At 44.3% G+C, this 13,225-nt stretch carries 18 protein-coding genes and 1 tRNA gene; 15 read left to right on the top strand and 4 right to left on the bottom strand.

The features are described 5' to 3' along the window. The first annotated feature begins 5 nt into the window (after positions 1–5). From ICE93_RS10045 to ICE93_RS09990, 12 genes are all read left to right on the top strand, one after another. Positions 6–341 carry a hypothetical protein gene (locus ICE93_RS10045; protein WP_216187834.1) on the top strand — a complete coding sequence of 112 codons (336 nt, stop codon included), beginning with the start codon at positions 6–8 and terminating at the stop codon, positions 339–341. Next, positions 331–603, top strand: coding sequence for a helix-turn-helix domain-containing protein (locus ICE93_RS10040; RefSeq protein WP_216187833.1), 273 nt, complete (start codon positions 331–333; stop codon positions 601–603). Before ICE93_RS10045 ends, ICE93_RS10040 begins: the two co-directional genes overlap by 11 nt. Then, positions 600–797 (top strand): HNH endonuclease, encoded by a 198-nt coding sequence (locus ICE93_RS11505; RefSeq protein ID WP_216187832.1) that lies wholly within the window; start codon positions 600–602, stop codon positions 795–797. Before ICE93_RS10040 ends, ICE93_RS11505 begins: the two co-directional genes overlap by 4 nt. Continuing rightward, entirely contained in the window at positions 794–2,473 is a 1,680-nt protein-coding gene (locus tag ICE93_RS10030) for a DEAD/DEAH box helicase family protein (RefSeq protein WP_216187831.1), read from the top strand. The genes ICE93_RS11505 and ICE93_RS10030 overlap by 4 nt, the downstream gene beginning before the upstream one ends. 139 nt (positions 2,474–2,612) lie before the next feature. Then, complete coding sequence (locus ICE93_RS10025) at positions 2,613–2,921, top strand: hypothetical protein (protein WP_216187830.1); 309 nt, start codon at positions 2,613–2,615, stop codon at positions 2,919–2,921. 4 nt (positions 2,922–2,925) lie between these two features. After that, entirely contained in the window at positions 2,926–3,414 is a 489-nt protein-coding gene (locus ICE93_RS10020; RefSeq protein WP_216187828.1) for a hypothetical protein, read from the top strand. A gap of 236 nt (positions 3,415–3,650) precedes the next feature. After that, on the top strand, positions 3,651–3,977 hold the full coding sequence (locus ICE93_RS10015; RefSeq protein ID WP_216187826.1) for a hypothetical protein: 327 nt from the start codon (positions 3,651–3,653) through the stop codon (positions 3,975–3,977). Continuing rightward, entirely contained in the window at positions 3,977–4,300 is a 324-nt protein-coding gene (locus ICE93_RS10010) for a hypothetical protein (protein WP_216187824.1), read from the top strand. Before ICE93_RS10015 ends, ICE93_RS10010 begins: the two co-directional genes overlap by 1 nt. Positions 4,301–4,309: 9 nt before the next feature. After that, on the top strand, positions 4,310–4,831 hold the full coding sequence (locus tag ICE93_RS10005) for a surface-adhesin E family protein (protein ID WP_216187822.1): 522 nt from the start codon (positions 4,310–4,312) through the stop codon (positions 4,829–4,831). 14 nt (positions 4,832–4,845) lie between these two features. Beyond that, positions 4,846–5,196, top strand: a complete 351-nt coding sequence (locus ICE93_RS10000) for a hypothetical protein (RefSeq protein ID WP_216187819.1) — start codon at positions 4,846–4,848, stop codon at positions 5,194–5,196. Then, the gene (locus ICE93_RS09995; RefSeq protein ID WP_216187816.1) at positions 5,196–5,549 is read left to right on the top strand and encodes a hypothetical protein; all 354 of its coding nucleotides are present in this window, start codon (positions 5,196–5,198) and stop codon (positions 5,547–5,549) included. The genes ICE93_RS10000 and ICE93_RS09995 overlap by 1 nt, the downstream gene beginning before the upstream one ends. A 13-nt stretch (positions 5,550–5,562) precedes the next feature. Continuing rightward, entirely contained in the window at positions 5,563–5,934 is a 372-nt protein-coding gene (locus ICE93_RS09990; RefSeq protein WP_216187814.1) for a glycine zipper family protein, read from the top strand. Between the two features lie 99 nt (positions 5,935–6,033). Here ICE93_RS09990 and ICE93_RS09985 read toward each other — a convergent pair. Beyond that, positions 6,034–6,110: transfer RNA gene (locus ICE93_RS09985), tRNA-Met, on the bottom strand. Positions 6,111–6,364: 254 nt separating this feature from the next. Between ICE93_RS09985 and ICE93_RS09980 the strand changes: the two genes are divergently transcribed. From ICE93_RS09980 to radA, 3 genes are read left to right on the top strand one after another with little or no spacing between them, the layout of a single operon-like run. Beyond that, positions 6,365–8,206 carry a potassium transporter Kup gene (locus tag ICE93_RS09980; protein ID WP_255554734.1) on the top strand — a complete coding sequence of 614 codons (1,842 nt, stop codon included), beginning with the start codon at positions 6,365–6,367 and terminating at the stop codon, positions 8,204–8,206. Positions 8,207–8,217: 11 nt separating this feature from the next. Beyond that, entirely contained in the window at positions 8,218–8,712 is a 495-nt protein-coding gene (locus ICE93_RS09975; protein WP_255554617.1) for a hypothetical protein, read from the top strand. 39 nt (positions 8,713–8,751) lie between these two features. Next, positions 8,752–10,116 carry a DNA repair protein RadA gene (radA, locus tag ICE93_RS09970; protein WP_216187809.1) on the top strand — a complete coding sequence of 455 codons (1,365 nt, stop codon included), beginning with the start codon at positions 8,752–8,754 and terminating at the stop codon, positions 10,114–10,116. Positions 10,117–10,127: 11 nt separating this feature from the next. On the opposite strand, the gene prmB is transcribed toward radA, so the two are convergent. Genes prmB through dapD form a run of 3 tightly spaced genes read right to left on the bottom strand, consistent with a single transcriptional unit; the run spans position 10,128 to position 13,059 of the window. Beyond that, complete coding sequence (gene prmB, locus ICE93_RS09965; RefSeq protein WP_216187807.1) at positions 10,128–11,024, bottom strand: 50S ribosomal protein L3 N(5)-glutamine methyltransferase; 897 nt, start codon at positions 11,022–11,024, stop codon at positions 10,128–10,130. A 46-nt stretch (positions 11,025–11,070) separates the two neighbouring features. Beyond that, positions 11,071–12,222, bottom strand: coding sequence for a succinyl-diaminopimelate desuccinylase (dapE, locus tag ICE93_RS09960; protein WP_216187805.1), 1,152 nt, complete (start codon positions 12,220–12,222; stop codon positions 11,071–11,073). Between the two features lie 9 nt (positions 12,223–12,231). After that, positions 12,232–13,059 (bottom strand): 2,3,4,5-tetrahydropyridine-2,6-dicarboxylate N-succinyltransferase, encoded by an 828-nt coding sequence (gene dapD, locus ICE93_RS09955; RefSeq protein ID WP_216187803.1) that lies wholly within the window; start codon positions 13,057–13,059, stop codon positions 12,232–12,234. Positions 13,060–13,225: the final 166 nt, after the last annotated feature.

Below are 13,225 nucleotides of genomic sequence, written 5' to 3'. Positions count from 1 at the left end.
TAGTCATGGAGATGATACGAATGAATGGCCCAAAACAAGTCAAATTTATCTATCAGGTTCTTAAAGAAGGAGTAGGTAGTCGATATAGGGATTTCGAGCTTCTTGAATATGCAAGTGCGTTACAAGAATTATTTAATGAAGAGCATGAAGACGGATATGACTACAGGCCTTCATTTGATGAGCAGAATACAAAAGATGCATTCAGCCTAATGAGTTCGGATGACGGTGAATTGATGTACGAAGAAAGGGATCTGCTCAATTCAGTCTATGAATTTGAATCAGATGAGTTTATTACCAATAAGCCCTGGAAGAAATATTTTGGAGGGAGTTATGAGTGCTAATCGATATGGAGTGACTTTGGCATTGAAGGAGCATTTGGCGGCTGGCAACCCAATTACGAGATTAGAGGCAATTATCTATTTTGGAGTTCCATCTTTAACGTCAAATATTTCAAAAATGCGCCAAGAGGGTTGGATGGTGAAGTCGCGAAAAGTCAGTTATGTGAGGGTACTTTTGAGAATTAATAAGGTTGCAGTTGTAAAGCCACCAGCAAATTTACCGATTAATGAAATTGAAATGACGGAGTACTGGTTAGAAAAATGAAACGATTCTTTGACAAACAACAACGCTCAATCCTTGCTTGGGTTTCTGGGGGAAGCTGTGCGATATGCAAAGAAAAATTAAAGCGCAATTTCCATGCTGATCATGTTTTGGCATATGCAAATGGCGGGAAGACTGTAACAAAAAATGGTCAAGCCTTATGCCAAAAATGTAATTTAACTAAAGGTACAAATTGAATATTAAATTAAGACCCTGGCAAGTAGAAGCTCATCAAAAGGCGATGGACTGGTTGGTACGCAGTAAAAGAGACCGTCATTTTTTAATAAATGCAGCCCCTGGCGCTGGTAAGACTTTAGCGGCATGTGCGATAGCAAAAACATTGCTTGATGGTGAGGAAATCAGCCGAGTGATTGTTATTGCACCGCGTACGCAAGTGGTGACGCAATGGGCCGATGACTTTACCCGTGTAACGGGGAGGCATATGGGCAAAGTTACCGCAAAGGATGGAGAGTTGGGTGATCTTGGCATGGATATTTGCGCCACTTGGTCAGCTATTCAAGGTCTTTGGCCAGAGCTGCAGGCAGTCTGCCAATCCTCAAAGGTGTTGGTGATTTGTGATGAACACCATCATGCTGCGGTAGAGGCTGCTTGGGGTGAAAGTGCAGGCGGAGCTTTTGAGTCAGCCAAATTTGTGCTGGTATTAACTGGAACACCAATTCGCTCCGATGGTGCAGAGTCAGTATGGTTGGCTTATGACGATAGTGGCGCAATTTCACATCCAGAAGAAGGCACGTACACCTTAACTTATGGCGATGCTGTAGAGCTTGGATATTGCAGGCCAATTACATTCCATAAACACCAAGGTAAGTTTACGGTTGATCTAGGTGGTGAAGAGGTAAAAGTTTCCGGTGACACTGAGCCCACATTACCTAAAAATCTGGCGCGAATTCCCGGGCTACAGACAGCACTTGATTTTTACAAGTTGGCCAAGACGCCACAGTACATCCCTGGAACAGAAAAGCCATTAATGACGGGTTATCAAGCCTCAATGATCGAGTCCGGGATCGAGAAATTAAACCAGCTACGTCTAACAATGCCTGAGGCAGGTGGATTGGTTATAGCTCCGAATATTGAAGTAGCGGAGTTCATGGCCTCTTTATTAGAGGACTTAGATGGAGAGAAGCCGCTAATTGTCCATAGTCAGTTAGCCAATCCAGAAGACAAAATTAAGCAATTTAGAAATACAACACGAAAGTGGTTAGTTTCGGTTGCCATGGTTTCTGAGGGTGTAGATATTCGTCGGCTCAGGGTATTAATTTATTTGCCTAATGCTCTAACCGAGTTGGCCTTTAGACAGGCAATGGGCCGTGTTGTCAGAACTGCTTCATATGATGATTATTCACGTGCGTATGTTGTGATGCCAGCCTTTAAAACATTTGAAAAATATGCAAAACGGGTTGAGGACGAGATGTCTCCGGCAAACCGAGTCGATCCTGGGCCTCCGAAAGAGAAGGTCTGCCCTCAATGTGGTGAGAGTCATCCACTATCGGCTACTGACTGTGAATGTGGCTATGAGTTTCCAAAGAAGCCAGAGGATAAACAAGTTAAAAAATGCGTATCTTGCGGAGCGCTGAATTTACGTCATGCAGAGACTTGTCATGCCTGTGGTCAGAGCTTCTCGACTGAATTTACTTTAACGCTTGAGGAAGCGCTGCGAGTAGGTGCAATTGTTAGGGGTATGGAGCTTGAAGAGGGTGAGGTCCAGGGCTCGGAGGAGATGGCACCTGAACTAAAGAGACTCATTCTTAAAAGTGGTGACCAGCACTTAATTCGATTTTTAAAAACAGTTCCTGAGGAAAGCTACTCAAGATTAGGTCGAATGTTAGATGAAGTGCGATCGGGAAAGGTGTAATTAAAAAGCATGCAATTTTTGAGAAATCAATTAGTAAATCTAAGTGGAAATTTTGATATTGCAATTTGGATTATGACGATTTGTACGGTTATAGATACATTAATTTCAATAGTAGAAAAATTCAATTAAGGAAAAGACATTGAAGAATATTAAGAAAGTAGTAGGTGTATTAACGCTGGTTGTGTATGGGCAAGTATGTGGACAAGTTGCTAATTGGGATAACTCGCCAGCAAATTGGAAAAACAGCGAATCGAATTGGGATAACTCGCCAGCAAATTGGAATAACAGTCCTAGTAATTGGAATAACAGTTCAAGTAACTGGAATGCAACCAATGGAATTTATGACAACCAGGGTAAGCGACTTGGGTATGAGGTGCAATCGCCAGCTGGAGTGACAAACGTATTTGATAACAACGGTAACCGTATTGGTTACGTACCAAGTAAGTGAGCCTATGACTGCACAAATATCCGAAACATTAATTTATGAAGATCAAAGACTTTCTATGTGCTCGCAACCATTGGACTATTGGTTGTGTACAGCCGGTAAGGATGTTGAATTCCAATCAACATCAACTGCATGTTGGCGCGGTTATATGGGGACATGGAAAGTGATAAATGACCGCCTGTATTTGACAGGTTTGAGTGGAACTGGTCGTGATGGATCAAAACTAAGAATGAAAGATTTATTTCCTGATCATGCAAAAGGAGTTTTTGCGCATTGGTTTACTGGTGAGGTGAGGTGCCCATTTGGCAAGATGCTTGATTACGTGCATATGGGGTACGGAAGCACTTTTGAGAAAGATTTGTATCTAACCTTTAAAAAAGGAATGTTGGTTGCTAAACGTGTAATTACAAATGGCATTGGTAAGGATGGCGATCCCGAAGGATATGGCGTAGCAGCTTTTACAACATTTCCAGTCGATAAAAGTGGTCCGCAATGATGCTGTATTTGCAAATTTATATAGGCATAGGCTTGGTGATATCGGTCGGGCTCTACATATTTCAGTACGAGCGCCCCAGCCAATTTGCAAAAGATATTAATAAGGCTATTTACGGCGAAAAATCCTGGCATTACCGCCTAAGAGAAAAATTAGTAATCCCTGGAGCAATTTTGCTCATAACTGTATGTTGGCCGATAGCAATTTATATGGCCGTTAAGGACTTAATAGACAAAAAAATGAATAAAGATGAAGAGGAAATTGAATACCCATTCATAGCTAGACCGCAATACTTACTTGAGGAATGCAACATCGGCCAGATTGAGGCTGAGAACATCTTCTCAGACCCATTAAATGGAGTGCCTAGTCTGCCATTCGGTCATATGAATAAAGCATGGATTGAGTTTGTAAACCAACTTAGTCCAGATGGAAAAGTTCATCGCTTCAAAACGCCAAAAGATACTCCGTTTGGTGAGTATGGGGAATTGCTAGAAGATGCGGTTGAGGGATACGCCATTATTCGCAATGGGCAGATAGTTTGCGAATTTATTAATGAGAGCTATTAATGCAAATAGAGATCAATACCAAAGAATTTTTAGAGCTAGTAGCTCAGCTTAAGAAAAAAGGCCCGAAAACAAATACTAAGAAATATTTAAATGCAAAAGTAGATCTTTTTATGTTGGCGGGTATGGCAATTTTTAGGGTTGAAAGTGTAGAGCTTGCAGTACCGGCTAAGGGATATTGGGGTGCAAAGGTTACTTTTCCGTTTGCGGTATTAACCAGTTATTTAACTGCCAAACCTGCCGCTGAAATTATGAAGATTGAATATCTAGATGGCAAGGTTATTTTTGAGAATTTCAAGATTACTGCGACGTCAACATCTATATAAAGGGATAAATTGAATACAACTGAGATTACATTCAAGTCTGTTAGATGGGTACTTATATCTATTGCAATGGTATTTTCTCTGCCCGTAGCTGCTTATTACGGAATTCATGAGTTCTATGCAACTGCTCCAAATATTGTGTATTACCAAAGATTGAATGAGTTAAATGCCAAGTGGGAGAAGGTTGGAGAAACGGATGACTTTGCTGAATACCTTGACCCAGATCAAATCATCGCTAAGGATGAAGCAACTTTTTATGTGGTGGCAATGAGAAATTATTTTGATACACAAAAAGGTGCAGAAGAGCTAGATTACTTTTCAAAAATCCTAGAGGAAGAAATAGATTGTATTAATCGCACGATTAAGCCTAAGAAAGTTACCTTTTTTAAGGAAAAATTAGCTAAGGGAGATTTTTCTGAAGGCCCATTTGCGATGCGAGGAAAGGCATTTCACGTATCTCCAAAGTCGGTTGGTAACAGAAAGATTGAGTACGTTTGTAGCAAAAAAGAAAACAAAGATAAGCAATTTATTTAGGAACAAACAAATTTATGCGTGATTACACATTCTTCCAGGGCGCTCGTTTTTATATTAGCAATATTTTTAGAAGTGAAAGATTTGATATTGACCGATTAGACATGTCATGGGCTGATGAAGAGAGGCCTGAATTTTGTAGAGGGCTGCGAGTGATAGACCACCGCGAAGGCAGTACGGAGATGGTTGATGGTGAAGAGGCTGATAGTTTGATTTATAGCCTAGCTTATATCAGCTCTAAAGATTCAGATTCTGGTCCGGGAGCTATTGATATGTATTTGTTGAACGCCCTCAAAACGAAAGATTTTTTAGTAAGCAATCATGAAAAATTAGAAGTAGCAAAGCCTAAAGAGGATTTACTGCATTAATGAAAAAAGATTATCAAAAGAATATGAGCAAATTGAACTGTAGTCCAGGTGACTTGGCAATTACTGTTAACTGTATATGTCCAGAAAATTTGGGAAATATTGTGAGAGTAATTGAATATTTAGGTCCCAAAGATTGGGGCTTGTCTAATGAGTCGCTTCCTACCTGGGAAGTTGAAATTCAGGTGGAGAATCGGTGGCTACTTTATGAGCTAGATGGATATCCGCAAACCTCTAAGTCAGGTCCCGTCCCAGATCGCTGCTTGAGACGTATTGCCCCACTGGACTCAACAAATATTAATGATGTCGATCTATTCAGCCATTTGAATTTTGCTTATACTTTTCATGCTAAATAAAAAAGGTTTTTATATGAATAAGTTGCTCGTCTTATCTTCTATGGTTGTAGCTATAACGGTTGGCTGTGCCGGGGCGAATGTGCGTCCACTAGTAGATATGAAGGGTGTCAATGAAGCGGCATATGAAAAGGATTTAAGTGAGTGCCAGGCCTATGCGCAACAACAGTCTGGCATGGGTGAGACTGCCGCAAAGGGCGCTGGTGCTGGTGCTGTTGTGGGCGGCTTATTAGGTCTCGTTACTGGCGGAAATAAAACAGGTATTGCTCAAGCTGCTGGAGCTGGCGCGGTTGTGGGTGCTGCTGGAGGTGCTTTTACTGGCAATCAAGCGCAGGAGGCTGTGGTGAAGAGATGCTTGAGTGGTCGTGGTTACAAGGTTTTGAACTAAACCGAGTCCTAAATAGTCCAAAAGCCCGATAAATCGGGCTTTTTTATTACCCAGAAAAGCAAAAAGCCCTTAAAAATTAAGGGCTTAGAGCATAAATCTTGGTTGCGGGGGCAGGATTTGAACCTACGACCTTCGGGTTATGAGCCCGACGAGCTGCCAGACTGCTCCACCCCGCGTCTGAAGCTGAAATTCTACCATTTTTTGGGGGTCCCTGTCGAGGTATTCCTGCAAATAACGCATAAATAAGCGGTTTTTGGGTGCAAATTCTGGATTTAAGGCGTCTCTAGAAGGAGTAACATATTGCCACGCAACATCACCTTAAGGTTATGAGATGTCAATTAGTAATCCAGAGTTCTCAAGCTCAACACTTCTAAATCCAGTAGAGGTGAGTGGACCTGAGGGCGAGCATAAAAAAAGTCTTGGCGTAATGATGCTTGCGGCTATTGGTGTTGTGTTTGGCGACATCGGAACAAGCCCCTTATATGCACTAAAAGAATGTTTTGATCCTCATCACGGCATTGCCTACACGCCGGAAGCGTTGTTTGGGGTTATTTCCATGATGATCTGGGCATTGATCTTGGTTGTGACAGTGAAGTATGTCTTGTTTGTGATGCGTGCTGACAACAAGGGTGAAGGGGGTGTTCTTTCACTCATGGCTCTAGCTCTGCGCTCATTCGATAGCAAGTCCAAAAGCTATTTCTTCTTCATGATTATTGGCATGCTGGGTGCGTGCATGCTTCTCGGTGAGTCTGTGATTACTCCAGCGATTTCTGTTTTATCTGCGGTTGAGGGTATTGAGATTGCAACACCAGGATTGCATAAATTCATCATCCCTATCTCATTGATTATTTTGGTGGCTTTGTTCCTGATTCAGAAATATGGAACTGCCGCAGTAGGTAAATTATTTGGTCCTATAACGCTTGCCTGGTTTATTACGCTTGCAGTCTTAGGTGCCATCAATATTGGCGATGCACCACAAATTATTGCTGCTATTAATCCCTTGTATGCTGTGAATTTTGTCATGCTGCATCCAACAACTGCCTACATCGTGATGGGTGCAGTGGTATTGGTTGTGACTGGAGTTGAGGCGCTCTATTTGGATATGGGCCACTTCGGACGCTCACCCGTTAGATATGCGTGGCTGTTAGTTGTTTTGCCAAGCTTGTTGATTAATTATCTCGGGCAAGGCGCATTAGTTCTCTCTGATCCTGAAGCAATTAAAAACCCGTTCTACTTAATGGTTCCAGAATGGGCTCTTTGGCCTGTCGTTGGTTTGGCTACTGCAGCAACTGTGATTGCTTCCCAGGCTGTTATCTCTGGCGCGTATTCCTTAGTAAGTCAGGCAATTTTATTGGGCTTTATGCCCCGCATGAATATCCAGCACACCTCTGATTCCGAGCAAGGACAGATCTATATCCCACTTGTGAACTGGGCGCTCTTATTTATGGTGGTGGTGACGATCATTGAATTTAGAGAGTCGGTAAATTTAGCTGCTGCCTACGGTATTTCTGTGACATCCACAATGTTGATCACCACCATATTGTTGGCTGTTGTGATGTTCCGCGAATGGAAAATGAACTTTATTTTGGTGGCTTGCATTACTGCTGCATTTTTCGTTGTTGATTTTGCTTTCTGGACTGCCAATCTCATTAAGTTAAAAGATGGTGGTTGGTATCCTTTGGCCTTGGGTTTGCTCTGTTTCACCTGCTTAATTACTTGGTATCGCGGACGTCAAATATTGCGTAAGCGCGCTATGGAAGAGGGTATCCAATTAAGTAGCTTTATCGGGGCTTTGTTGCAGCACCCTCCGCACCGTGTTGAAGGTACAGCTGTCTTTCTCACTGCCCACGTCGACTATTTACCAGTATCTTTCTTGCATAACCTCAAGCACAACCATGTGCTACATGAAAGAGTATTTTTCTTGAAGGTAAGTATTTGGGACGTGCCTTACGTAAATGACAAGGATCGTATTACCTTGAAGGATTTAGGTGGAAACATCTTTGTTGTCCGAGCTATTTACGGTTTTAAAGAAACACCGGATATGGGAACCATCATCCATTTGATTGAAACCCATTTTGATATGAAGTTTGATTTGATGAATACTTCATTTTTCTTATCTCGCGATACGATCGTTCCATCAGCGATTCCAGGAATGGCGATGTGGCGCGAAAAATTGTTTTGCTGGATGTACCAAAATGCAGGGCGTCAATCGAACTTCTTTAAGATTCCGGCCAACCGTATAGTTGAGTTGGGTGCAAAGGTCGAGATTTGAGAAAGAATCTTTTGCTCCAATCAAAAATATTTATTTCAATATTTTTGCTGTCTACTGCATTGAGTGGCGTTGTAATAGCCACTCCTGCAGAAGAAGCTGAGCTTGAGCAGTTAGACAGAATCGAGCAAGAGCTGGAGCTTCAGCGTGAGTGGGCAAAGTATCGCTGGGGTAAAGCCTCATCTGAGTGCTATCAAAACTATTGGGTTAACTCTTGTTTAAAAGATGCTCGAGCGTTATATCGAAAAGAAATTGATCCCATTCGTCAGCAAGAAGTAGCTTTGCACGAAGTCCAGCGCAAGCTGCGCGAAAGCCTTAAGAACCAAGAGGACATCAAGCGCGCTGCTGAGCGGGCGAGCTCAGAAAAAGCAGCTGAGCGCGCAGCGAACCAGCGTGAATTCGAGCAGAAGCAAAAAGATGCCGCGGCTCGAGCTGCTGATTTAGAACAACGTCGCAAAGATGCTCCTAAGCGTGCGCAAGAAAATAAAGCGGGCACTCAGCTCGATTAATTTATTACCAATTTATAGTTCAACTTCATTAGGCAACTCTTGGCTAAAGTCAAAACAGTTTATATCTGTCAGTCCTGTGGTGGCACCTCTGCCAAATGGCAAGGGCAGTGCCCATCTTGTCAGGCCTGGAACACCATGGAAGAGGGACTGCCAGAAACTACCTCTAGTTCTCGTTTTCAGGGTTTGGCGCAATCCTTACCAAGGCAAAAGCTTTCTGCCATTACTGCAGAAGACTTACCAAGATTTAGTACGGGTGTAGAAGAGTTTGACCGCGTGCTCGGTGGCGGTTTAGTTCCAGGCGGCGTAGTGCTCTTGGGTGGCGATCCTGGTATCGGTAAATCGACTTTGTTATTGCAAGCACTTGCAGAGATGAGTGCTGCAGGCATGAATGTGCTCTATAGCAGCGGTGAAGAATCAGCCGCCCAGATCGCATTGCGTGCAAAGCGCATTGCATTAGATGCTCCCCAGCTTGAAGTGCTGGCTGAAATTCAGTTGGAGAAACTGATTTCTATTATGGATACTGTGAAGCCGCAAGTATTGGTTGTGGATTCCATTCAGACTTTGTACTCTGAGGTACTGAGTTCTGCTCCTGGTTCTGTTGCGCAAGTGCGTGAGTGTGCGGCGCAATTAACCAGGGCTGCTAAATCTAGTGGCATCTGTGTCTTGATGGTGGGTCACGTTACTAAGGATGGTCATTTAGCAGGCCCTCGAGTTCTCGAGCATATTGTTGACACCGTTTTGTACTTTGAGGGCGATACCCACTCATCCTTCCGCTTAGTGCGATCCATTAAGAACCGTTTTGGTGCCGTCAATGAGTTGGGCGTATTTGCCATGACAGAAAAGGGTTTGCGCGGCGTAACGAATCCTTCAGCGATTTTCTTGTCACAACACGAGCAAATGGTTCCTGGTGCTTGCGTTCTGGTGACGCAAGAGGGTAGCAGACCTCTTTTGGTAGAGATCCAAGCCTTGGTAGACACAGCGCACGTACCTAATCCTCGCCGTCTAGCGGTTGGCTTAGAGCAGGCTCGCTTAGCAATGCTCTTGGCGGTGTTACATCGTCATGCTGGTGTTGCTTGCTTTGACCAAGATGTTTTCTTAAACGCGGTTGGTGGCGTCAAGATCTCTGAGCCAGCCGCCGATTTAGCTGTATTGCTGGCAATTCAATCATCGATTCGTAACCGTGCATTACCAAAGGAATTAATTGTCTTTGGTGAAGTTGGTTTGGCTGGAGAGATTCGTCCGTGTCCTCGTGGTCAGGAGCGTTTGAAAGAGGCTGCTAAATTGGGCTTCACTGTAGCCATCATTCCCAAAGCCAATATGCCTAAAAACAAGATTCCGGGTTTGAAGGTAATTCCGGTCGAGCGAATTGATCAGGCCATCGCAGCAGCAGCAGAGTTGAGTTAACCCCATTTGTCTTAACGCAAGTCTTCTGCTTGAATCAGCAAGACTTGTTCTTCCCCGGCAGATACTTCCATCCAGATCGCTGGAATTTGTGGGAATGCCTTTTTGAAGTTCTCATACTCATTGCCAATCTCAAGCAAGATGGCGCCGCGCTCTGATAAATAATCAGGAGCCTGGGCAAGAATACGTCTAATTAAATCCATGCCATCTTCACCACCAGCTAAAGCCAGCTCTGGCTCAGCATGATATTCAGCTGGAAGTGCATTCATAGAGGCTGCATTCACATAAGGCGGATTGCAAATAATGAGATCAAAGAGATTATCTTCATTGGGCTCAGGTAATGCATCCCATAAGTCGCCATTCAATAGCTCTACTTGGGAGCTTAGGGCATGACGATCAACATTACGCGCTGCAACCGATAGTGCGGGCATACTGATATCGCAAGCGCTTACATGTATATCTGGACAAGACAAAGCCAAGAGGATTGCTAATGAACCATTGCCAGTGCAAAGGTCTAGGGCTTTGCCGTCCGCAGGCAACCAAGGCTCTAGTGAGCCATCGACAATAAGTTCAGCAATCCAGGAGCGCGGCACTATGCTTTGCTCGCTACAAAAGAATGGAACTCCCATGAGCCATGCCTCGCCTAGGATGTAGGCTAATGGCTTGCGTGTAGAGATTCTGGTATCGGCAACAGCAGATGCTTTTTTCAGTTGATCTTCAGAGATTGAGTCGTCTAAATGATCAAGTGCCTCTGCTGGACTGATATCAAGCTGTTTGCTCACAATCCACAAAGCTTCGCTTTGCGCATCGATAGCCCCATGTCCGTAATGCAATTTCCCTGCTTCGAGTTTTTGTGCAATCTGATTGATGCACTGGTTCACGGTAAGGTATTGCTGAGACTCAGGGTCCATGATGGAGGGTTCTTTAGAAGAAAAAAGAGGGTGCGCAGTTAAGCGATTAAGCGATAAGCTGTTCGAGTGTCTTGCGATAGATGTTTTTGAGTGGTACTACGTCATCCACAATGACGCACTCATCGATCTTGTGGCTTGTGGCATTCAGAGGTCCGAATTCCACAACTTCTTTACAGATCTTGGCGATAAATCGACCATCACTTGTACCGCCAGTAGTTGAAAGCTCTGTTTCCACATTGGTTTCTGCTTTGATAGCTTTGCGTAATGCGCCAGCCAAATCACCATCACCAGTAATAAATGGGCTACCGCCTAATACCCAATCAATTTCAAACTCAAGGGCCGCATCCTTCAGAATTTTTTCTAAGCGTTCACGCAATTGTTCTGGTTTGCTTTCAGTAGAAAAGCGGAAGTTAAAGTCGATAACGAGTTCGCCTGGGATGACATTATTTGCGCCAGTACCGGCATGTACGTTCGAGATCTGAAAGCTCGTAGGTTGGAAGTATTCGTTACCTTTATCCCACTCAGTTTCCACCAATGCAGAAATCGCAGGAGCAGAGAGATGAATTGGGTTCTTGCCTAAGTGCGGGTAAGCGATGTGCGCCTGAATACCTTTTACTTTGAGCTTGCCGGACAGGGAGCCGCGACGACCGTTCTTAATCATGTCGCCGAGCTGATTGACTGAAGTGGGTTCGCCAATCACACAGTAGTCCAAACGCTGACCATGTTTTTGTAATCGTTCGCACATGATGACAGTGCCATCGTTGGCAGGACCTTCTTCATCGCTGGTGATTAAGAAGGCGATAGAGCCTTGATGGTCAGGATGTGAAATAACAAATTCCTCTGTAGCCACTACAAAACCGGCGAGTGAGGTTTTCATATCCGCTGCGCCACGCCCGTAGAGCATGCCGTCACGAATCGTTGGCGTAAAGGGATTGCTTGTCCACTTCTCTAGTGGGCCTGTGGGCACTACATCAGTATGGCCAGCAAACATTAGGACTTTGCCTTGATCTCCCGCTCTACCTTTTTTGATAGCCCACAAATTCGTCACTTGAAAATTTTCAGGACCACTAACTACGCTCTCAGTATGAAAGCCGATTGCTTGAAGTCGCTTTGCAATTAAATCTTGGCAGCCACCATCAGCCGGTGTTACGGAATGGCAGGCGATGAGAGCTTCGGTTAGCTCTAGTGTGGCGCTCATAGATTCGACTTAATCGCGAAGTAATTCGTTGATAGCGGTCTTAGCGCGAGTCTGAGCATCAACCTTCTTCACGATGATGGCTGCATACAAGCTGTATTTGCCACATGCGGATGGGAGGGAGCCCGGAACTACGACTGAACCTGCTGGTACGCGACCGTAATGCACTTCGCCAGTTTCACGGTCATAGATCTTGGTGCTTTGGCCGATGTAGACGCCCATTGATAAAACAGCGTTTTCTTCGATCACAACACCCTCTACAACCTCGGAGCGGGCGCCAATAAAGCAGTTATCTTCAATAATCACTGGCCCGGCTTGAATTGGCTCGAGAACGCCGCCAATACCAACACCGCCAGAAAGGTGAACGTTTTTACCGATTTGAGCGCAAGAACCAACGGTTGCCCAGGTATCAACCATGGTGCCTTCACCTACATAAGCGCCAATATTGACGTAGGAAGGCATCAAAACAGCGTTTTTGCCGATAAATGAGCCGCGACGGGCTACGGCAGGGGGTACTACTCGGAAGCCACCAGCAGCAAAGTCAGCTGCTGTGTAGTTTTCAAATTTACTTGGAACCTTGTCATAGAACTGGGTATAGCCGCCAGCGCTCATGGGTTTGTTGTCTTCTAGGCGGAAAGAGAGCAAAACAGCCTTCTTAACCCACTGGTTAACTTCCCATTTGCCTACGTCACGGCGCTCAGCCACACGAATAGTGCCCGCATTTAGGCCTTCTAGGACCGCATTTACGGCATTACGTACATCCCCAGGGACGCTATCTGGAGACAGGTTTGCGCGGTTTTCCCAGGCTTGTTCAATGATGTTTTGTGGTGATTGGCTCATGCTTTTTAGTTAACTATCAGATTGTTAAGGGATTTTGTCCCTGAGGGTGGTTTTATCATTATATAGATGGGGCAAAAACGCGTCTAAGCACCTTCAAGCTTGCTATCATCTTCCCACTTTAGCTTTAATTTTTACCCCTTTATTTGAACCTCTTTTTCCCCTGCAA

The sequence above is a fragment of the Polynucleobacter sp. MWH-HuK1 genome (assembly GCF_018881815.1).
Lineage (GTDB): Bacteria > Pseudomonadota > Gammaproteobacteria > Burkholderiales > Burkholderiaceae > Polynucleobacter.
Note: the sequence above shows the minus strand (reverse complement) of the source record. Positions and strands in the feature narration are given on the sequence as shown.